Origin of the sequence: Pseudactinotalea sp. HY160 (assembly GCF_009372055.1) — a bacterium.
In the GTDB taxonomy this organism is placed as follows: Bacteria; Actinomycetota; Actinomycetes; order Actinomycetales; family Beutenbergiaceae; genus HY158.
Map to the genome: position 1 here is coordinate 25,549 of NZ_WHMT01000001.1, position 19,138 is coordinate 44,686.

Consider the following 19,138-nt stretch of genomic DNA (forward strand, 5'->3'; position numbering starts at 1 on the left):
TCGACACCGTGACTGCCTCGCCCTCCTCCCAGACCGCCTCGTCCGAGGCCTCCCTGCCCGAACAGCTCCAGGTGCGCCTCGAGAAGCGCCGGCGCATTCTCGATGCGGGCGGTGAGGCATATCCGGTCGCCGTTCCGGTGACCACGACGATCGCGGCGGTACGCGAGGGATATGGTCACCTCGAGCCCGGTGAGGAGACGGCCGACGAGGTCGGCGTCGCGGGCCGGGTCGTCTTCGTGCGCAATACCGGGAAGCTGTGTTTCGCCACGCTTCAGGACGGTGCGGGCCACCACCTGCAGGTCATGCTCTCCCAGGCCGGGGTCGGCCCCGAGGCGCTCGCCTCCTTCAAGAGCGATATCGACCTGGGAGATCACCTCTTCGCCCACGGCCGGGTCATCTCCTCCCGCCGCGGCGAGCTGAGCGTATTCGCCGATCGGTGGCGGCTCGCGGCCAAGGCATTGCGCCCGCTGCCGACACTGCACAACGAATCCTCCGAGGAATCCAGGGTGCGACGCCGATACCTCGACCTCATCGTGCGCCCCGCCGCTCGGGATATGGTGCGTGTCCGCTCCGGCGTCATGCGATCGTTGCGGGCCAACTTCCACGATCGCGACTACCTCGAGATCGAAACGCCGATGTTGCAGACGCTGCACGGTGGGGCGGCGGCGCGTCCGTTCGAGACGCACATGAACGCCTATGACATCGACCTGTATCTGCGGATCGCCCCGGAACTCTTCCTCAAACGGGCGGTCGTCGGCGGTGTCGAGCGCGTGTTCGAGATCAACCGCAACTTCCGCAATGAGGGCGCCGACTCCTCCCACTCGCCCGAATTCGCGATGCTCGAGGCGTACGAGGCGTACGGCGATTATCACACGATGGCCGATCTCACCCAGGATCTCGTGCAGCGGGCCGCCCGGGACCTGTTCGGCGGCACCACCGTCACGCTGGCCGACGGCTCCGCCTACGACCTCGGCGGGCAGTGGACACGACTGAGCCTGTACGACTCGCTGTCGGAGGCCCTCGGCGAGACGATCACCCCGGGGACCGGCCTGCCGGAGCTGTTCGGGCACGCCGAGCGGCTCGGACTCGAGATCGACCACGACATCGCGATCCCGGGCAAGGTGGTGGAGGAGCTGTGGGAGCATCTCGTGGGCGACCACCTGCACGCGCCGACCTTCGTCATGGACTACCCCGAGGACACCTCTCCGCTCACCCGCGGTCACCGGAGCGAGCCGGGCAAGGCGGAGAAATGGGATCTGTACGTGCGGGGCTTCGAACTCGCCACCGCCTATTCCGAACTCGTGGATCCGGTGATCCAGCGAGAGCGGCTGCAGGCCCAGGCGCGCCTGGGATCGCGCGGCGATGTCGAGGCGATGAACGTCGATGAGGACTTCCTCGAAGCAATGGAACACGGGATGCCCCCGTCGGGCGGTATGGGCATGGGGATCGACCGGCTCCTCATGGCTCTCACCGGCCTCGGCATCCGCGAAACGATCACCTTCCCCCTCGTGAAACCGCGGTAGTCATGGATATCGTCATCGCCCTTGCACCACCCATCGGGGTCGGCCTGCTGTTCTATCTGCTCATGCGCATCTTCCTCACGGCCGATCGCCGTGAACGTGCCGCGCAGGCGAAGATCGACGCCGAGGTGGAACGGCGTATCAATGCGAATCCGCCGGCCACGCCCCCGCCGGGCCGACCCGAGTAGCACGACGCGAGCGGTATCAATGACGGCGGGCGGGCCGCCGCCGTGATGCCGGCCGGTTCGCGCAGCGCGGACATGGGGAGAAGTACCCATACAAGCGATCCGGGTGTGGTGTGGCATGTTAAGGATAAGTTTGGCAGAATGGCATTTGCCAGAGAAGTGCCGTGTGCCTAACGAAAGCGAGTATCACCATGGCTCAGAAGGTACGTGTTTACCTCATCGACGACATTGACGGCTCCGATGCCTCCGAGACGGTCTCGTTCTCGGTCGACGGCGTGTCGTACGAAATCGACGTGAACGACAAGCACGCGCAGGAACTGCGCAACTCGTTCAGCACGTGGGTCAGCCACGCGCGTCGGGCCACCGGCGGTGCTCGTCGTGGCGGCCGCCGTGCGGCCGCTCCGCGTTCCGCCTCGGACGCCGCGGCGGTCCGTGCCTGGGCGCGCGAGAACGGCTACGAGGTGAGCGACCGCGGCCGCGTGTCGGCCGAGATTCGCGAGGCCTACGAACAGCGCAACCGCTGACGAGGTCGAATCGGGTCGCCACGAGCCGATGACTGATACGTCGCTGCTGATCGGGACCGGGGAATGGCAGGTCTACCGCCTCGGTGATCCGGCACGCACCGAGCTGACCTGGCCGAGGCCCACCTTCCTGCTCATCCACCGCGGGCACCACTACGCCGTGAGTGAGATCGCCGCAGGCGAGGTGGTTCGCTTCGGGATTCCAGGGGAGCCGGTCTCGATCGGCAGCGGGGGCGCCTCACCGTGCCACCTGAGTGGACACCCGGGCGGGTGGATCTACGCGAGCAACTACGGCAACGGCACCGTGCGGGCCATCGATGTGACCGACACCGGCGACTTCACCGGTGCGATCGTGGATCTACCCCACGACGGAACCGGTCCCGTGACCGACCGGCAGGAGTGCTCGCACGCGCACTTCAGCATGGTCGTGGGCGACCATCTCGTCGTCGCCGATCTCGGCACCGACGAACTGCGGGCCTATCCGCTGGCCGCGGGCAGGCCCGACGACGATCCCGTCCTCACCCGGCTGCCCCCGGGGACGGGCCCGCGCCACCTCGCCCGCGTGGGCGGGGATCTCGTCGTCACCGGCGAGCTGAGCGGGGAGATCCTGGCGCTGCAGTGGGACGTCGACGCCGGCCGCGGGCAGGTCCGCGCCCGGGGACCGGTCGCCGCGGCCCGGGGGGCCCACTACGCGGCTCACGTCGAGGCCGTCGGGGACCGGCTCGTCGTCGGGGTGCGCGGCTCGAACACCCTCTCGGTCCTGGCCGCGGACGACCTGCGGCTGCTGCAGGAGGTTCCCACCGTCGCCTGGCCCCGCCACCACGCCGTGGTCGGGGACCACCTCGTGGTCGCCGGCGAACGCGCGGACGCCGTGGCCTGGCACCCGCTCATCCGAGCCCGTGAGGGGCTCGAGCTGGGGCCCGTCGAGCGGACCGTGAAGATCGCCTCGCCGATGTGCGTGCTCGCCGAGAGCTGAGCGATCCCGCCCGGCGGTCGCATCGCCGCACCGTTCCGATCCGTGGCCGGCTCCGAACCCGGTGGCGCCCGTGGTGCACACTAGGGGCATGACCTACACGCTCGTACTGCTTCGCCACGGCGAAAGCGAATGGAATGCCAAGAACCTCTTCACCGGTTGGGTCGACGTACCGCTCTCGGAGAAGGGTCGCGCGGAGGCCGCACGCGGGGGCGAGCTGCTCACGGAGGCCGGCCTCACCCCGGACGTCCTGCACACCTCCCTGCTGCGGCGCGCGATCACCACGGCGAACCTCGCGCTCGACGCCGCCGACCGGCACTGGATCCCGGTCAAGCGCAGCTGGCGCTTGAACGAACGCCACTACGGCGCCCTCCAGGGCAAGGACAAGAAGCAGGTCCGCGACGAGTTCGGCGACGACCAGTTCATGACCTGGCGCCGCTCGTACGACGTGCCGCCGCCGGCGATCGAGGCGGGCACGGAGTTCTCCCAGGACTCCGACCCCCGTTACGCCGGTGAGCCGATCCCCGCCACCGAGTGCCTCAAGGACGTGCTCGAGCGGGCCCTGCCCTACTGGGAGGGCGAGGTGGTGCCCGATCTGAAGTCCGGGAAGACCGTGCTCGTGGCCGCCCACGGCAACTCGCTGCGCGCGATCATCAAGCACCTCGACGGGATCGACGACGCGACCATCGCCGGTCTCAACGTCCCCACCGGGATCCCGCTCGTCTACGAGCTCGACGAGCAGCTTCAGCCCGTGATCCCCGGCGGGACCTACCTCGACCCGGAGGCCGCCAAGGACGCCATCGCCGCCGTGGCCAACCAGGGCAAGTAGCCACCCTCCCCGGACGCCCACGGGCGCCCGGACGCGAACGGGGCCCCGCCGATCGGCGGGGCCCCGTTCTCATTCCTCGGGCGTCAGTCGTCGACGCCGGAGTTGAAGTCGCCGGTCACGAGGTACTGGATCCGTCGGGCGACGTTGACCGCGTGGTCGCCGAACCGCTCGTAGAAGCGGGCGGTGAGGGTCACGTCGACGGTCTCTGCGGTGGTCCCCGGCCAGTTCTGCGCGAGGGTCAGGCGGAACGTGTCGAGGTGCAGCTGGTCGAGCACGTCGTCGTCGCGCTCCACGCGCAGCGCGAGCGAGAGGTCGTGGGACTCGAGCAGCTCGACCACGTCGCCCGCGACCCGCTTCGCGGCCTCGCCGAGGCGGTGGAAGACCGGGACGGCGGTCTCGGGGATCGCGACGTTCGGGTAGCGCAGCCGCGCGACCTGGGCCACGTGCCGCGCCAGGTCGCCCATCCGCTCGATCGAGGAGCTCATCCGCAGCGCGGACACGACCAGGCGCAGGTCCGAGGCCACGGGCTGCTGCCGGGCGAGCAGCATGACGCAGCGCTCGTCCAGCTCCCGCTCCAGCTCGTCCACCGCCGCGTCGGCGTCGATCACCCGTTCGGCCAGCTCCAGGTCCCCCTCGAGCAGCGCTGTCGTCGCGTCGGTGATGGCCGTGGCCACCTGACGGCTCATCGAGACCAGGTCGTCACCGACCTGGCTCAGTTCCTGGGTGAAGATCGCGCGCACTGCTCGCCTCGCATTCCTGGGGGGCCCGGCCCGAGCCGGAGCACTGGTGAGCCCCCATGATCCCATCCGGCCGTGAACCGGCAATGAATCGACCGTGAACCGTCGATGAGCCCGGGATGAACACGGCGCGCCGGGAACGTGAACACTGGGCGACCGGGGACCGGGGAGGCGCCGGAACCGCCCTGCGGGCTCTACTGTGGCAGCTGTGGAAGAACTGGAGCTCATCGGGGTGGCGTTGCTCGCGCTCTTCGTGGGTGTCGTGGGCACGCTCGCCTTTCAGTGGAGCGACCGCTCCCTGCACGGACCCGCGCTCGGGGGCACCGGTTCCGAGGACGACGTCGCGGCCGTGCTCGCCGCCCAGCCCGCGACCTCGGTGCTGCTCGACGCGGACAGCCGAGTCCTGCGTGCGAGTCCCGACGCGTACCCGCTCGGACTCGTGCGCGGAGACCGCCTGAGCCCGGTGGCGCTCGAGCTCATCGAACGGGCGCGCGGCGACGGCGGCACGGTCGCCACCGAGATCGCCCTCGCCCGCGCCCAGGGCCCCGAGCTCGTCTTCGACGCGCGGGCGACCCCGCTCTCGCGCTCCCGGGTCCTCCTGCTCGCCCAGGACCGGACCGCGGCGAAACGCCTCGAGGAGGTCCGCCGCGACTTCGTGGCCAACGTCTCGCACGAGCTCAAGACCCCGGTGGGGGCGTTGTCGCTGCTGGCCGAGACCGTGCACGACGCGGCCGGGGACCCGGAGGCGGTTCGCCGCTTCACCGCCCGGATGACGATCGAGGCGCGCCGACTGGCCGATCTCGTGCAGGAGATCATCGTGCTCTCGCGGGTGCAGGCGCCCGACGTCTCGTTGGCGGTCGAGGACGTGGAGCTCGACCAGGTGATCGCCGAGGCGGTCGATCGCGTGGCCGTCGACGCCCGCGAGCAGGGCACCGAGATCACGATCGGCGGGGTGTCGGGGCTGCACGTGCGCGGCGACCGCAGCCTCCTGACCATGGCGGTGCGCAACTTGCTCGACAACGCCCTGCGCTACTCGCCGCCCGCGGCCCCGATCAGCGTCGTGACCAAGGCGGCGCACGGCTCACGCGCCACCGGCGGAAACCCGGTGGGAACGGTGAGCATCGCCGTCATCGATCAGGGGGCGGGAATCCACTCCGCGGACGTGGCCCGGATCTTCGAGCGGTTCTTCCGCGGCGACCCCGCGCGCAGCCGCGACACCGGCGGCACCGGCCTCGGCCTGAGCATCGTCAAGCACGTGGCCGCGAACCACGGCGGCGACGTGCGGGTCTGGTCCAAGGTCGGTCGCGGCTCCACCTTCACCCTGCGTCTGCCCGAGTCCGCGGTGGACCCGGCGCCGAATACCCGAGGAGAACGATGACCCGGATCCTGCTGGTGGAGGACGAGGCCTCCTACCGCGACCCGCTCGCCTATCAGCTCGGGCGCGAGGGCTACGAGGTCGTGGCGGTCGCCGACGGCCCGCAGGCGCTCGAGGCCTTCGACGCCGACGTCGGCCTCGTGCTCCTCGACCTCATGCTGCCCGGACTCTCGGGGATCGAGGTGTGCCGGGAACTGCGCGCCCGCTCGACCGTGCCGATCATCATGCTCACGGCCAAGGACGAGGAGATCGACAAGGTGGTCGGGCTCGAGCTCGGCGCCGACGACTACGTGACCAAGCCCTACTCCTTCAGGGAGTTGCTCGCCCGCATCCGGGCGCTGCTGCGGCGACAGGGGGAGGCGGGCGAGCGCTCCCAGCCGGCGGGCGAGGAGCCCGAGGACGGCGTGCTCGTCGCCGGCCGGATCTCGATGGACACCGACGCGCACCTGGTCGCCGTCGACGGGCAGGGCGTGAGCATGCCGCTGCGCGAGTTCGAGCTGCTCGAGCTGCTGCTGCGCAATCCCGACCGGGTGCTCACGCGCGGTCAGCTCATCGACCGGGTCTGGGGCTCGGACTACGTCGGCGACACGAAGACCCTCGACGTCCACGTCAAGCGGTTGCGGGCCAAGGTCGAACTCGACCCGAAGCAGCCCCGCGCGCTCGTGACCGTACGCGGCGTCGGCTACAAGCTGCGCAGCTCGCTCGACTAGGCCCGTCGAGGCAGTCGGGGCCGGCTACCCCGGCTGGGGCGGGCGAGACCGATCAGGGGAGGAACTGGTCGTAGGGCTCGAGGGTGCCGTCGAGGACCGGTGCCGTGACGAGGATCGAGCCTCGCTGCGGCGTCGCGATCGAGATGCCGATCGTGCTCCCGGGGGGCGCGTCGACGGCCCCGACCTTGAAGTCGAACGAGGTCGACGTGCCGTAGCCGACCGACTTCGGGGTGAGGTAGATGGTCTGGCTCGCGTCGACGTCGACGAGCACCGGCGCCGCGGCGCCGACCTGCACCTGCACCTGCGTCGCCTCCTCCGTCAGGTTCGTGAGCGAGCCGATGAGCGTGCCCGGGCTGCCCTCGGCCGTGGTGAGCACGAGCATGTTCGTGGCGCGGATCTGATTGTCCAGCAGCTCCGTCACGCCGTCGCTCGGGTCGACGGGCAGGAGGGTCTCGTACGGCGAGCAGGCGCTCAACCCGGCCGCGACGGCGAGGACGGCGCCGGCGGTGGCGAGACGGCGAAGGCGGCTGGGCACAGAACTCTCCTTGGATGACAGGGGCCTACTGACGGCCCAGCCTAGCGCCTCGGGCCCGCCCGGCCGGCATCCCTGCGCCGCCGATCTGCGCCCGATGTGTGCCCGATGTGTGCCCGGCCCGCCCCCGATCTGCATGGAAACCCTTTTCAGGTGCGTGGTAAACTGAGCGTCGGCGAAAGGGAAGTGCAACCTCATGACCTTCAGTGTTGGCGAGACAGTCGTCTACCCGCATCACGGTGCGGCGCTCATCGAATCGATCTCCAAGCGGAAGATTCGCGGTGAGGAGAAGCTCTACCTCCGGCTGAAGGTGGCGCAGGGGGACCTGACCATCGAGGTGCCCGCCGAGAACTGCGACCTCGTGGGCGTCCGTGACGTCGTCGACGGGGAGGGGCTCGAGAAGGTGTTCGAGGTGCTCCGCGCCCCCTACGCCGAGGAGCCGACCAACTGGTCGCGCCGCTATAAGGCGAACGTCGAGAAGATCGCCTCGGGTGATGTGATCAAGGTCGCCGAGGTGGTCCGCGACCTCTCCCGGCGCGACGCCGACCGCGGCCTGTCCGCCGGCGAGAAGCGGATGCTCTCCCGCGCACGCCAGATCCTCGTCTCCGAGCTCGCGCTCGCCGAGAAGACCGAGGAGGAGCAGGCCGAGGCGCGCCTCGACGAGGTCCTCGCCTCCTGATCCTCACGGCCACGAGCGACGACGCCGCGCGTGTGGAAGAGTTCTCGCACGAAGTCATCGTCGTCGCGCCCGGGGAGGACCAGGCCATGAAGATCGTCACCGCGAAGGACCCGATGGTCGCCGAGACCATGTCGGCGGCGGGGTATCGGTCATGATGGAGCGGCTGCGCACCGGCGTCGGAACCGACGCCCACACCTTCGAGGCGGAGGGCCGCCTCGGCATGGCGCTCGCCGGCCTCGCGTTCCCGGACGCCCCGGCGCTCGACGGGCATTCCGACGGCGACGTCGCCGCCCACGCCCTCGCCGACGCGATCCTCTCCGCGGCCCGCCTGGGCGACCTCGGCAGCAACTTCGGCGCGGCCGAACCGGAGTGGGCGGGCGCCGCGGGCACCGCCCTCCTCGGTGAGAGCGCCCGCCGCGTGCGCGCCGCGGGCTTCGAGATCCTCAACGCCGCCGTGCAGATCGTCGGCAACCGCCCGAAGATCGCCGCCCGGCGGAGCGAGGCCGAGGACGTGCTGAGCGCGGCCGCCGGCGCCCCGATCTCCGTCTCCGGAACCACGAGCGACGGGCTCGGTTTCACGGGCCGGGGCGAGGGGCTGGCGGCGATCGCCACGGCCCTGCTGCTCGCCCCCGCGGGCTAGTCGCGCCGTCCGGACGCTGGGAGGAGGCGCACGCCGACGCGCGAGCGGCCTCCGGGAAGATAGGCTCACGCGGGTGACCCTGCATCTCTACGACTCCGCATCTCGGACCACGCGTGCCTTCGTGCCGCGCCAGCCCGGGCGGGTGGGCATGTACCTGTGCGGGGCGACCGTGCAGTCCTCCCCCCACATCGGGCACCTGCGCTCGGCGGTCGCGTTCGACATCGCGCGCCGCTGGCTCGAACGCAGCGGGTACGAGGTCACCTTCATCCGCAACGTGACCGACATCGACGACAAGATCCTGACGAAGTCGGCCGAGGCCGGCGCCCACTGGTGGGCGTGGGCGTACCGGCACGAGCAGGAGTTCACTGCCGCCTACGACGCACTCGGCCTCCTGCGGCCCACGTACGAGCCGCGGGCCACCGGGCACGTGCCGGAGATGATCGAACTCATGGGCCGGCTCATCGAACGCGGGCACGCGTACGTCGGCGACCCGGGCAACGTGTACTTCGACGTCCGCTCGTGGGGCGAGTACGGCAGCCTGACCCATCAGCTCCTCGAGAGCCTCGCCGGCGAGGACGAGGCCGACGTGCCCGGCGACAAGCGCGACCCGCGGGACTTCGCGCTCTGGAAGGCCGCCAAGCCCGGCGAGCCGGCCACCGCGGCGTGGCCCACCCCGTACGGCCGCGGCCGGCCGGGCTGGCACCTCGAGTGCTCGGCCATGGCCCACCGCTATCTCGGCGAGGCCTTCGACATCCACGCCGGCGGCTTCGACCTGCGGTTCCCGCACCACGAGAACGAGCAGGCGCAGTCGCGCGCCGCCGGCTGGGACTTCGCGGGCACCTGGATGCACAACGCCTGGGTCACGGTCGGCGGCGAGAAGATGGGCAAGTCCCTCGGGAACGCGCTCGCGGTGAGCGAGGTGCTCAAGGACGGGCCGCCCGTCGTGCTGCGGTACGCGCTCAGCGCCGTTCACTACCGCTCCACCCTGGAGTTCACGCCGGGTGCCTCGATGGCCGGTGCCGCCGCCGCGTGGGAGCGCATCGCCGGCTTCACCGCGCGCGCCGCCGAGCTCGATCCGGCCGTCGCCGCGGCCGAACCGGCGCAGGTCGACCTGCCGGCGGAGTTCGTGGCCGCGATGGACGAGGACCTGAACGTGTCTGCGGCGCTCGCGATCGTGCACGAACACGTGCGTCTCGGCAACGCCGCCCTCGCGGGCCCCGGCGGCCCCGAGGCCGGTCGACGCGCGCTCGGCGTGCGGGCCATGCTCGACGTGCTCGGGCTGGACCCGCTCGCACCGCGGTGGCGCAGCGGTGGCGGCGGCGACGAGGCCCTCGGGGTGCTCGTCTCGGCCGTGCTGGCGGACCGGGCCCGTGCCCGGGACGAGCGGGACTGGGCGAGAGCCGACGAACTACGCGACCTGCTCACTCGGGCCGGGGTCGTGGTCGAGGACGGGCCCGAGGGGGCCCGATGGACGGTGAAGAGGAATCATGGCCGGTAATCAGCAGCGCCCCGGCGGCGGCGGTCGACCGAAGAAGAAGGGGCCGAGCCAGGGAACGGGCGGGCACGGCCGCAAGCGGCTCGAGGGCAAGGGGCCCACGCCCAAGGCCGAGGACCGGGTCTACCACGCGGCCCATCGGCGCAAGCAGGCCGCCGACCGGCTCGTCGCCAAGCAGCAGCAGCAGCAGCGGCGGGCACCGGAGCGACGCGACCGGGTCGAGGGTGTCGTCACCGGGCGCAACTCCGTGCTCGAGGCGCTCCGGGCGGAGCTCCCCGCGACCACGCTGTTCGTGGCCTCCGGGCTCGACTCCGACGAGCGCGTGGCGGAGTGCCTCGAGCTCGCCGGCGCCGGCGGCGTGCCGATCCGGCAGGTGGGGCGCCCCGACCTCGACCGGATCGCCGGCGGCGTGCATCAGGGCATCGCCCTCGAGGTGCCTCCGTACGAGTACGCCGACCCCGGCGACCTGCTCGACGAGTCCCTCCGGGCCGGCCGGACCCCGCTGTTCATCGCGCTCGACTCGGTGACCGACCCCCACAACCTCGGGGCGGCGATGCGTTCGGGCGCGGCATTCGGCGCCGACGGGGTGATCGTGCCGGCCCGGCGGTCGGCCGGGGTCAACCCGACCGTGTGGAAGGTCTCCGCCGGGGCCGCCGCGCGGCTGCCGGTGGCGCGGGCGACGAACCTCGTGCGCACCCTGCAGGACTTCAAGCGAGCCGGCTGCTTCGTGGTCGGACTCGACGCGGGCGGTGACACGACCCTGCCCGAGTTCCACCTGGCGGAGGAGCCGCTGGTGCTCGTGCTCGGCTCCGAGGGGGCGGGGCTGGGCCGGCTCGTGCGCGAGACCTGCGATCTCGTGGTGAGCATCCCGATCGCCGCCCGGATGGAGTCGCTCAACGCCTCCGTCGCGATGGGGATCACGCTGTACGACGTGGCCCGCCGCCGGGAACGGGCCGCCGGAGGGCAGGCTGGGTAAGGTGGCGGGATGAACTGGCGACGGAGTACGGGCATCGTCATCTCCAAGACCGGCCAGGCCGTCCGAGCCGCCGGCTTCCTCGATGGCGCCCAGGTGCTGGCACGGATCGAATCCGATCCGGAGGCCCCCGATTCCGTGCTCGTGACCGTCGCGGTCGACGAGGCGGACCGGGTCGCCATCCTGAGCGAGGACGGGCGACGGATCGTGCCGGGGCCCGCCGTGGCGGACCTCGCACAGGCGATCGCGGACGACGTCCACGGCGAGGTCGGCTTCGCCGAGGCGGCGGGCCGGGCGGAGGACTCCGAGCAGGGGGCCGCCGGGCCGGACCCGTTCGACCAGCATCTCGACGTCGATGCGGCCTACGCCCCGGACCGCGCCGTCATCTTCGCGCGCACCGGGGCGGCCGGGGTCATCGACCTGGCCACGGCCGTCGACCAGCGGGTGTACACCCGCGAACACCTCGACGGGCAACTCGTGTTCGTGGCCGACGGCCCGGCGCTCACCGCGGTCGAGTGGCCCGGCGCTCTCCGGCCCGCGCTCGTGATCGAGCAGGGCGCCGCGTTCCCGGCGCTCACGGCCGTCACGGTCGACGGGTCGGCGCACGTGCACACGTGGGACGTCCAGGTCACCGAGGTGCCCGACGTCTCGGGCGACGCGCTCGGTGGCGTGCGGGCCTTCCTCGACACGGTGATCGGCACCGGCGCGCTCGTGGGGCGGCTCATGCGGCTCTTCCCGGCGGCGGAGCCGCTCGGGGTGCGCACGGCCCTCGACGGCGTGGACGCCGGTCCGGCCCGGCTGCTCGCCGCGCTCGGGCTCCCGGCGGACGCGGCGGCCTTCCTCGTGCACGATCGCGCCGCCGGCGAACTCGAGCAGGTGACGCCGGTCGACCCGGACACCCTGGTCGAGAGCCTGCGGCGGGCGATGAGCGGGGCGTCGGTCACGATGACCGAGACCGCCGAGGCCATGCGCCAGCGCGCCGAGGCGATGCGGCTGCGGGCCGAGACCGTGTTCGATGCGGCCGAGACGTTCACCGAGGAGGTCGTGCTGCCGGCCCGGCAGTCCTGGCTCACGCCGTCGCTCGCCGTGGCCGAGGCCGTCCTCGGCGCGCTGGCGATCCGCCGGGCCCGTCGCGGCGGCGCGCTCGGGGTGATCTCCGGGGTCCTCGGGGCGGTCCTGCTGACCGATGCGACCGTCAACCTCGCGATCGCGGCCTCCCCGCTGCTGCGCCGAGGCCGCGACTGACCGGCACCGATCGGCCCGTGCCCGCGGGGGTCAGTGCTCGGTGTCGGTGATCGCCCGGAGCGTCGCCGTGTCGAGCTCGAGCATCGCCTCCTCGTCCGGCCGATGCCGCAGCACCGAGTCGACGTAGGAGCGCGTCGCGTCGGACAGGGACACCTCGTGGCCGGCGTTCTCGGCCATGAACCACCGGTGCTCGAGGATCTCGTGGAAGATCTCGGCGGGCTCCAGCTTGCCGCGCAGGTCCCGCGGGATCATCCGCTGCACCGGCTCGAAGACGTCGGTGAGCCAGTCGTGGGCCACGTACTCCTCGTCGTCGCCGAGCCGGTCCTTCGCGGCCCGGAAGGTGTCCATGTCGTTGAGGAGCCGGCGTGCCTGGTTCTCCTGCACGTCGAGGCCGGTCAGGCGCATGAGCCGCCGGTGGTGGTGGCCGGCGTCGACGACCTTCGGCTGGATGCTCACGGTCGTGCCGTCGAGGTCGGCCGTCATGGTCAGCTCGCCGACGTCGTAGCCGAGCATGTTGAGGCGTCGGATCCGCGCGGTCACCCGCCACCGCTCGCTGCCGGAGAAGGACTCGGGCGCGGTGAGCTCCCGCCACAGCTCCTGGTATCGCTCCGCGAGCCGGTCGCCGATCGCGACGGTGTCGGTGCCCTCGGGAAGCACGCCGCCCGCGTCGAGATCCATGAGCTCGCCGATGATGTTCACCCGGGCGATCTCGAGGTCGTATTCGCGTTGGCCCACGGTGAGCGTGTCGTGCAGATCGCCCGTCTCGGCGTCGACCAGGTAGGCGGCGAACTCGCCGGCGTCGCGGCGGAAGAGCGTGTTCGACAGGGAGACGTCACCCCAGTAGAAGCCCGTCACGTGCAGGCGCACCAGCAAAACGGCGAGGGCGTCGATGAGCCGGGTCGCCATGTTCGGGGTGAGATGCCGGGAGAACAACGCCCGGTACGGCAGCGAGAACCGCAGGTGCCGGGTGATGAGCACCGAGTCGAGCGGGGAGCCGTCGGGGGCGGTCCGGCCGCCGATGACGCCGACGGGCGTGACCGAGGGCACCTCGAGCCGGTTGAGGTCGCGCAGGAGCTCGTACTCCCGGTAGGCGACGGTCTCGCCGATCTCCTTGATCGCGATGACCCCGCCGGGGATCCGCACGAATCGCACGACGTGGCGGGAGATGCCGCGGGGGAGTGCCGCGAGGATGTCCTCCGGCCATTCCGCCAGCGGGATCTCCCAGGGCAACTCGAACAGCGCCGGGTCGGGCTGGGCCACGGTGATCTGGAGGCGAGCGGGCATGGGGCCAAGTCTCCCACGGCGCGCCCGCCCGGTCGGGTGAACGCGACGGCGGGGCGGGCCATGGGCCCGCCCCGCCGTCGAACGCGCTCGATCAGTTGGGGAGACGCTCACCCGTCCCCGCGGAGAACATGTGCGACTCGCCCTCGCGGATCTTCACCCAGACGCGGTCGCCCTTCATCGGGGGCGTGCGCGGGTTGACGCGCACGATCATCTGGGCGTCGCCGGCGCCGGAGGTGATGTGCTCGGCGGCGTCCTTCGAGTCCAGCTCGCCGTAGAGGAACGCGTCCGAGCCGAGCTCCTCGACGAGGTTCACCCGCACGGGGAAGGCGCCCTCGGTGCCCTCGGAGGTCACGTCGAGCGACTCCGGCCGGAAGCCGAGGATGATCTTGCCCTCGTCCTCGGGGGTCAGGGCATCGACCGTCGCCCGCGGCAGCGGGACGTGGGCGTCGCCCAGGTGCGCCTTGCCCTCGGCCACCTTGAACTTGCCGAGGTTCATCGCGGGGGAGCCGATGAAGCCGGCCACGAAGGTGTTCGCGGGGCGGTCGTACATGTCGCGCGGGGTGCCGACCTGCTGGAGCACGCCGAAATTGAGGACGGCGATCCGGTCGCCCATCGTCAGGGCCTCGGTCTGGTCGTGGGTCACGTACACGGTCGTGACGCCGAGCCGGCGCTGGAGGGAGGCGATCTGCGTGCGGGTCTGCACCCGGAGCTTGGCGTCCAGGTTCGACAGGGGCTCGTCCATGAGGAACACCTGCGGCTGGCGAACGATCGCGCGACCCATCGCCACACGCTGGCGCTGACCGCCCGAGAGGGCCTTGGGCTTGCGGTCGAGGTACTCGCTCAGGTCGAGGATCTTCGCTGCCTCCTCGACCCGCTGGCGGATCTCCGCCTTGTTGATGCCGGCGATCTTGAGCGCGAAGCCCATGTTGTCGGCGACGCTCATGTGCGGGTAGAGCGCGTAGTTCTGGAAGACCATCGCGATGTCGCGATCCTTGGGCTGGACGTCGGTGACGTCGCGGTCGCCGATGAGGATGCGGCCGGCGTTCACGTCCTCGAGGCCGGCGAGCATGCGCAGGGAGGTCGACTTCCCGCAGCCGGAGGGGCCGACGAGGACGAGGAACTCGCCGTCGGAGACCTCGAGGTCGAGGGCGTCCACCGCGGGGCGCTCGGTGCCCGGGTAGATGCGAGAGGCGGCGTCGAACGTGACTGAAGCCATGGGGGTATGTCCCTTCACCGGCAGGTACGTGCCGGACGATCCGTTGTGAAGGTGCCAGAACTCTCTGACACGGCCCGATTCCCCGGGCTGCCGACCAGTGTGCCACACGCGCCGGGATCGGCGGTGACCGCGCTCACCTTCTGGGATCGGAGGTGTGCTCCCCGCCCGTCCCGTCCCCGGCCTCGCCGCCGTGGATCCGCGGGAGGAACAGCGTGGCCGCGAACCCGACGGCCAGCGCGATCGCCGCCACGAGCATGGTCGACTGCACGCCGGCGGAGAACGCCGCCGTCAACGCGCCGTGCACCTGGTCCTGCGCGGCGGCGGGCAGACCGAGCCGGTCGAGGGATCCGAGCACGCCCCCGGCCGAGGGGCCGAGCGAGGACTCCAGCCGGGCGGCCTGCGCGGCACCCACGCCGTCGATACCGGCGAGCGAGCCGGCCGCGCGGGAGGTGGCGAACGCCGAGAGGATCGAGGCGAGGACGGCCACCCCGAGGGCCGAGCCCAGCTGCCGGGTCGTGGACTGGACGGCCGACCCCTGCCCGGAACGGGCCGGCGGGATCTCGCTCAGGATCGTTCCGGTGAGCTGGGCCGAGGCGAACCCGAGGCCGATGCCGTAGCCGGCGAGCAGCACCGCGATGAGCGCGGGGGACGTGGCGGGGCCGACGACGAGCGCCACGAGGACCAGGCCGACGGTCTCGATGGCCAGGCCCACGCTCGCCACGCCGGCGGGCGTGATCCGACGCGCGAGCGGGCCGGCGATCCCACCGGCGACGAAGGCGCCGGCGCCGAGGCCGGCGAGCACCCAGCCGGCGCCCATCGCGCTCAATCCCAGGGCGTTCTGGAGGTAGAGCGGCAGCACGAACAGCATCCCGAACTCGCCGAGGGCCACGAGGAGGGCCGCCGCGTTGCCGAGGCCGAACGACCGGTGGCGGAAGAGCGCGAGGTCGACCACGGCAGCCCGTCCCGCGGCCCGTCGGTGGCGCTGCCATGCGATGAACGCCACGAGGGAGGCGGCGGCCACGAGGAGGGCGGTCGCGGGCATCGAGAGCGGCAGGGACCAGGACAGGCCGGCCAGGTGGAAGTCGCCGCGCGGGACCCACCATCCGTAACTGTTCCCCTCGATGAGGCCGAGCACGAGGCCCCCGAAGGTGATCGCCGACAGCACCACGCCCGTGACATCGAACCCTCGCCCGGGATTCGGGTCGCGCGTCTCGGGGATGACGAGGAGGATCCCGGCGAGGATGGCCGCACCGACGGGCAGGTTGACCCAGAAGATCCAGCGCCAGCTCACGTCCGTGGTGAGCCATCCGCCCAGGAGCGGGCCCACGGCCGCCGTGCCGGCGATGACCGAGCCCCACACGGCGAAGGCGATCGCGCGGTCGCGGCCGCGGAAGAGGGCGTTGACCACCGACAGCGTGCTCGGCAGGATGGCCGCCCCGCCCAGGCCCTGGAGCGCGCGGGCGCCGATGAGGCTCGAGCCGCCGGTCGCGAAGCCGGCCCACAGCGATCCGGCCACGAACACGACGACGCCGGCGGCGAAGACCCGCCGGCGCCCGTAGCGGTCGCCGATCGTGCCCGTGGTGAGCAGGAGCGAGGCGAAGATGAGCGTGTAGATCGAGTTGACCCACTCGGCGTCGGTCAGGTCGAGATCGAGGTCGCGGATGAGCACCGGGAGGGAGACGTTGACGATCGTGCCGTCGATGACGATCATCGCCACCCCCGCGGCGAGGATCGTCAGGGCGAGCCAGCGCCGCCGCCCCTCGAGGGCGGGGACCGGGTGATCGCGACCGCGCAATCGAAGTGACGTCATGTCAGATACCCTACGCCGGAGCTGACACGGCGTCAGCAACCGGGGGCGTCGGCGTCAGGCGGGCCGTCCCCCGCGCTCGCGGGCGAGGACGGCGAGCGCACTCGCCAACTCCTCGGGGCCCGCCACCCGATACGGGGCCACCGACTCCGCCGCACCGACCTTGATCCCCACGTCGCCGTCGCCGAGGGTCGCCAGGGCGGTCTCGTCGGTCACGTCGTCACCGGCGTAGAGCACCGGAAGCGGGTCCCCGTCGCCGGCGAGTTCGGCGCGGAGCGCGACCAGCGCCCCGCCCTTGGTCGAGGGCACGACGGCGAGCTCGACCACCTGGTTCCCGCGGATCGGATGAACCCCGGGCAGCCCGGCCGGGCCGGCGAGGGCCGCAGCGGTCGCCGCGGCCGCCGGCCCGGGGGCGAGCGGGCGGGTGTGCAGCACCGCGGCGGCGGGCTTGTGCTCGACCCACGCGCCGGGATGGCCGGCGGCGATCTCCTCGGCCGCCGCACTCACCCGCTCGAGCAGCTCCCGCTGGGCGTCGGTCAGGGTGAAGGGCTCGTGCGCGACGCCGACGCCCTCGAGCCGGGCGCGTTCGGCGCCGTGGCTGCCGATGAGCCGCGTGCCCGCCGGGGGATCCGCGAGGGTGACCAGGTCGGCGGCGGGACGCCCCGAGACCAGGGCGAGGTGGACGTCGTCCATACGCCCGAACTCGGCGAGCGCGGCCGCCGCGCGCTCCGTGGGCCGCGCGCGGGCGGGGTCCTCGACGAGCGGTGCGAGGCAGCCGTCGAAGTCGAGGGCGACGAGCACCCGCGGGCGCCGGGCGAAGTCCGCGAGGGCCCGGAGCAGGTCCGGGGCGAGGGGCCCGTCACTCATCGCGCGCCTCCACGTCCGTGCGGCTCCCCGGCAGCGGGGCCTGGTTGAGGCCGCCCTGATGGGCGAGGGCGGTGAGGAAGGAACGGGCCCAGTGGGCGACGTCGTTGGTCAGCACCCGCCGCCGCAGGGCGCGCATGCGGCGGCGGCGCTGCTCGCGTGGCATTCGCATGGCCGACAGGATCGTGGTCTTCATCCCCTCGATGTCGTGCGGATTCACCTGCAGCGCGGAGGTGAGTTCGTCCGCGGCGCCGGCGAACTCCGAGAGCACGAGCACGCCGTCGAGGTCGCTGCGCGCCGCCACGTACTCCTTCGCCACGAGGTTCATGCCGTCGCGCAGGGCGGTCACGAGCACGACGTCGGCCGCCCGGAACATCGCCGCCATCTCCTCGGCGGGATAGGAGTGGTGGAGGTAGTGGATGACGGGTCGGCCGATCTCCGCGTGATCGCCGTTGATGCGGCCGACCATCTCCTCGACCTCGCTGCGCAGCTGCACGTATTCGGCCACCTGTTCCCGGCTCGGGCTCGCGACCTGGACGAGCACGGCCTCGCCGTTGCCGATGGCGCCCTCGGCGAGCATCTCCCCGAACGCCTTGATCCGGTGCCGGATGCCCTTGGTGTAGTCGAGCCGGTCCACGCCGAGCAGGAGCACCTGCGGATCACCCAGGTCGCGGCGGATCTGCCGCGCCCGCTCGATGGTCTCGGGCCGGTTCGCCAGCTGATTGAAGGCCTTCGAATCGAGCGAGATCGGGAACGCGCCGGCGCGGATCGTGCGGCCCGGGTTCGCGAACGGGGTGGTGATCGAGACGTTCTGCCCGCGCACGGGATGAGCGGTGAAGCGGCGCACCGATCGCAGGAAGTTCGCGGCGTCCCCCGAGCGCTGGAAGCCGATGAGGTCCGAGCCGAGCAGCCCCTCGAGCACCTGGTGGCGCCAGGGCAGCTGCCCGAACAACTCCATCGGCGGGAACGGGATGTGCAGGAAGAACCCGATGTGCAGGTCGGGTCGGGCCGAGCGCAGCAGTGCCGGCACGAGCTGCAGCTGGTAGTCCTGCACCCACACCGTGGCCCCCGGGGCCGCGACCGCCGCGGCCGCCGCCGCGAACCGCTCGTTCACGGTCCGGTACACCGACCACCACTCGCGGTGGTACTCCGGATCGACGATGACGTCGTGATAGAGCGGCCACAGCGTCGCGTTCGAGAAGCCCTCGTAGAACTCCTCGATCTCGGCGGCGCTGAGCGGCACGGGGGTCATCGCGATGCCGTCGTCGGTGAACGGATCGAGCTCCAGATCCGCCGACCCGGACCAGCCCACCCACGCGCCGCCGCCCGACCGCATCATCGGGGCGAGCGCCGTGACCAGCCCCCCGGGGGCCCGGATCCACGAGATCGTGCCGTCCTCGTCGACCGAGACGTCCACCGGGAGGCGGTTGGCGACCACCACGAACTCCTGAGCCGGACCCTCCTGTGAATCATGCATCCCTCCACACTAGGCCAGCCCCCCGACGGCGCCAGGGGGCCGCGGTCCGCGAGCCGAATGGTCTCGGAGCAGGCGG

General features: G+C 71.9%; 20 protein-coding genes. 13 read left to right on the forward strand and 7 right to left on the reverse strand.

What is annotated here, in order from left to right; genetic code table 11:
• Window positions 1-8 precede the first annotated feature (8 nt).
• The 5 genes from lysS (at window position 9) to GCG21_RS00125 (ending at window position 4,028) form a co-directional block, all read left to right on the forward strand.
• Window positions 9-1,523: a lysine--tRNA ligase gene (gene lysS / locus GCG21_RS00105; RefSeq protein WP_370517172.1), complete on the forward strand. Its 1,515-nt coding sequence runs from the start codon at window positions 9-11 to the stop codon at window positions 1,521-1,523.
• Between the two features lie 2 nt (window positions 1,524-1,525).
• Window positions 1,526-1,708, forward strand: a complete 183-nt coding sequence (locus GCG21_RS00110; RefSeq protein ID WP_152817212.1) for a hypothetical protein — start codon at window positions 1,526-1,528, stop codon at window positions 1,706-1,708.
• A gap of 188 nt (window positions 1,709-1,896) precedes the next feature.
• On the forward strand, window positions 1,897-2,229 hold the full coding sequence (locus GCG21_RS00115) for an Lsr2 family protein (protein WP_152817213.1): 333 nt from the start codon (window positions 1,897-1,899) through the stop codon (window positions 2,227-2,229).
• A gap of 28 nt (window positions 2,230-2,257) precedes the next feature.
• The gene (locus GCG21_RS00120; RefSeq protein WP_152817214.1) at window positions 2,258-3,202 is read left to right on the forward strand and encodes a beta-propeller fold lactonase family protein; all 945 of its coding nucleotides are present in this window, start codon (window positions 2,258-2,260) and stop codon (window positions 3,200-3,202) included.
• An 88-nt stretch (window positions 3,203-3,290) separates the two neighbouring features.
• Window positions 3,291-4,028, forward strand: coding sequence for a phosphoglyceromutase (locus GCG21_RS00125; protein WP_152817215.1), 738 nt, complete (start codon window positions 3,291-3,293; stop codon window positions 4,026-4,028).
• 83 nt (window positions 4,029-4,111) lie between these two features.
• Here the strand turns inward: GCG21_RS00125 and phoU are convergent, their stop codons facing one another.
• Entirely contained in the window at window positions 4,112-4,768 is a 657-nt protein-coding gene (phoU, locus tag GCG21_RS00130) for a phosphate signaling complex protein PhoU (protein WP_153877194.1), read from the reverse strand.
• A 205-nt stretch (window positions 4,769-4,973) separates the two neighbouring features.
• On the opposite strand from phoU, the gene GCG21_RS00135 reads away from it, so the two are divergent.
• On the forward strand, window positions 4,974-6,143 hold the full coding sequence (locus GCG21_RS00135; protein WP_228760067.1) for a cell wall metabolism sensor histidine kinase WalK: 1,170 nt from the start codon (window positions 4,974-4,976) through the stop codon (window positions 6,141-6,143).
• Window positions 6,140-6,850 carry a response regulator transcription factor gene (locus tag GCG21_RS00140; protein WP_152817216.1) on the forward strand — a complete coding sequence of 237 codons (711 nt, stop codon included), beginning with the start codon at window positions 6,140-6,142 and terminating at the stop codon, window positions 6,848-6,850. Before GCG21_RS00135 ends, GCG21_RS00140 begins: the two co-directional genes overlap by 4 nt.
• 52 nt (window positions 6,851-6,902) lie before the next feature.
• On the opposite strand, the gene GCG21_RS00145 is transcribed toward GCG21_RS00140, so the two are convergent.
• Window positions 6,903-7,385, reverse strand: coding sequence for a hypothetical protein (locus GCG21_RS00145; RefSeq protein ID WP_152817217.1), 483 nt, complete (start codon window positions 7,383-7,385; stop codon window positions 6,903-6,905).
• A 193-nt stretch (window positions 7,386-7,578) separates the two neighbouring features.
• Here GCG21_RS00145 and GCG21_RS00150 point away from each other — a divergent pair, with 193 nt between their 5' ends.
• From GCG21_RS00150 to GCG21_RS00170, 6 genes are all read left to right on the forward strand, one after another.
• Complete coding sequence (locus GCG21_RS00150; protein ID WP_152817218.1) at window positions 7,579-8,061, forward strand: CarD family transcriptional regulator; 483 nt, start codon at window positions 7,579-7,581, stop codon at window positions 8,059-8,061.
• A 32-nt stretch (window positions 8,062-8,093) separates the two neighbouring features.
• Window positions 8,094-8,216, forward strand: coding sequence for a hypothetical protein (locus GCG21_RS16920; protein WP_255471571.1), 123 nt, complete (start codon window positions 8,094-8,096; stop codon window positions 8,214-8,216).
• A complete protein-coding gene (gene ispF / locus GCG21_RS00155) occupies window positions 8,216-8,701 on the forward strand; it encodes a 2-C-methyl-D-erythritol 2,4-cyclodiphosphate synthase (RefSeq protein ID WP_152817668.1) in 486 nt (161 codons plus the stop codon). The genes GCG21_RS16920 and ispF overlap by 1 nt, the downstream gene beginning before the upstream one ends.
• 73 nt (window positions 8,702-8,774) lie before the next feature.
• Complete coding sequence (gene cysS, locus GCG21_RS00160; protein ID WP_370517173.1) at window positions 8,775-10,199, forward strand: cysteine--tRNA ligase; 1,425 nt, start codon at window positions 8,775-8,777, stop codon at window positions 10,197-10,199.
• Window positions 10,189-11,172 (forward strand): 23S rRNA (guanosine(2251)-2'-O)-methyltransferase RlmB, encoded by a 984-nt coding sequence (rlmB, locus tag GCG21_RS00165; RefSeq protein ID WP_152817220.1) that lies wholly within the window; start codon window positions 10,189-10,191, stop codon window positions 11,170-11,172. Before cysS ends, rlmB begins: the two co-directional genes overlap by 11 nt.
• Before the next feature lie 9 nt (window positions 11,173-11,181).
• Window positions 11,182-12,414, forward strand: a complete 1,233-nt coding sequence (locus tag GCG21_RS00170; RefSeq protein WP_152817221.1) for a hypothetical protein — start codon at window positions 11,182-11,184, stop codon at window positions 12,412-12,414.
• 30 nt (window positions 12,415-12,444) lie between these two features.
• Here the strand turns inward: GCG21_RS00170 and GCG21_RS00175 are convergent, their stop codons facing one another.
• The 5 genes from GCG21_RS00175 to GCG21_RS00195 all read right to left on the reverse strand — a co-directional run bounded on the left by GCG21_RS00175 (window position 12,445) and on the right by GCG21_RS00195 (window position 19,062).
• Window positions 12,445-13,698, reverse strand: coding sequence for a DUF4032 domain-containing protein (locus tag GCG21_RS00175; protein WP_152817222.1), 1,254 nt, complete (start codon window positions 13,696-13,698; stop codon window positions 12,445-12,447).
• A gap of 91 nt (window positions 13,699-13,789) precedes the next feature.
• Entirely contained in the window at window positions 13,790-14,914 is a 1,125-nt protein-coding gene (locus tag GCG21_RS00180) for an ABC transporter ATP-binding protein (protein ID WP_152817223.1), read from the reverse strand.
• A 133-nt stretch (window positions 14,915-15,047) separates the two neighbouring features.
• On the reverse strand, window positions 15,048-16,724 hold the full coding sequence (locus GCG21_RS00185) for a DHA2 family efflux MFS transporter permease subunit (RefSeq protein WP_152817224.1): 1,677 nt from the start codon (window positions 16,722-16,724) through the stop codon (window positions 15,048-15,050).
• Window positions 16,725-16,778: 54 nt separating this feature from the next.
• Complete coding sequence (otsB, locus tag GCG21_RS00190) at window positions 16,779-17,588, reverse strand: trehalose-phosphatase (RefSeq protein WP_152817225.1); 810 nt, start codon at window positions 17,586-17,588, stop codon at window positions 16,779-16,781.
• Entirely contained in the window at window positions 17,581-19,062 is a 1,482-nt protein-coding gene (locus GCG21_RS00195) for a trehalose-6-phosphate synthase (protein WP_152817226.1), read from the reverse strand. The genes otsB and GCG21_RS00195 overlap by 8 nt, the downstream gene beginning before the upstream one ends.
• Window positions 19,063-19,138: the final 76 nt, after the last annotated feature.

Coding starts and splice junctions, on each gene's coding strand:
- GCG21_RS00125 (WP_152817215.1), top strand. CDS start 3,291: ATGACCTACACGCTCGTACTGCTTCGCCACGGCGAAAGCGAATGGAAT.
- GCG21_RS00150 (WP_152817218.1), top strand. CDS start 7,579: ATGACCTTCAGTGTTGGCGAGACAGTCGTCTACCCGCATCACGGTGCG.
- GCG21_RS00110 (WP_152817212.1), top strand. CDS start 1,526: ATGGATATCGTCATCGCCCTTGCACCACCCATCGGGGTCGGCCTGCTG.
- GCG21_RS00180 (WP_152817223.1), bottom strand. CDS start 14,914: ATGGCTTCAGTCACGTTCGACGCCGCCTCTCGCATCTACCCGGGCACC.
- rlmB (WP_152817220.1), top strand. CDS start 10,189: ATGGCCGGTAATCAGCAGCGCCCCGGCGGCGGCGGTCGACCGAAGAAG.
- GCG21_RS00140 (WP_152817216.1), top strand. CDS start 6,140: ATGACCCGGATCCTGCTGGTGGAGGACGAGGCCTCCTACCGCGACCCG.
- GCG21_RS00115 (WP_152817213.1), top strand. CDS start 1,897: ATGGCTCAGAAGGTACGTGTTTACCTCATCGACGACATTGACGGCTCC.
- GCG21_RS00170 (WP_152817221.1), top strand. CDS start 11,182: ATGAACTGGCGACGGAGTACGGGCATCGTCATCTCCAAGACCGGCCAG.
- ispF (WP_152817668.1), top strand. CDS start 8,216: ATGGAGCGGCTGCGCACCGGCGTCGGAACCGACGCCCACACCTTCGAG.
- GCG21_RS00120 (WP_152817214.1), top strand. CDS start 2,258: ATGACTGATACGTCGCTGCTGATCGGGACCGGGGAATGGCAGGTCTAC.
- GCG21_RS00185 (WP_152817224.1), bottom strand. CDS start 16,724: ATGACGTCACTTCGATTGCGCGGTCGCGATCACCCGGTCCCCGCCCTC.
- GCG21_RS00175 (WP_152817222.1), bottom strand. CDS start 13,698: ATGCCCGCTCGCCTCCAGATCACCGTGGCCCAGCCCGACCCGGCGCTG.
- otsB (WP_152817225.1), bottom strand. CDS start 17,588: ATGAGTGACGGGCCCCTCGCCCCGGACCTGCTCCGGGCCCTCGCGGAC.
- GCG21_RS00195 (WP_152817226.1), bottom strand. CDS start 19,062: ATGCATGATTCACAGGAGGGTCCGGCTCAGGAGTTCGTGGTGGTCGCC.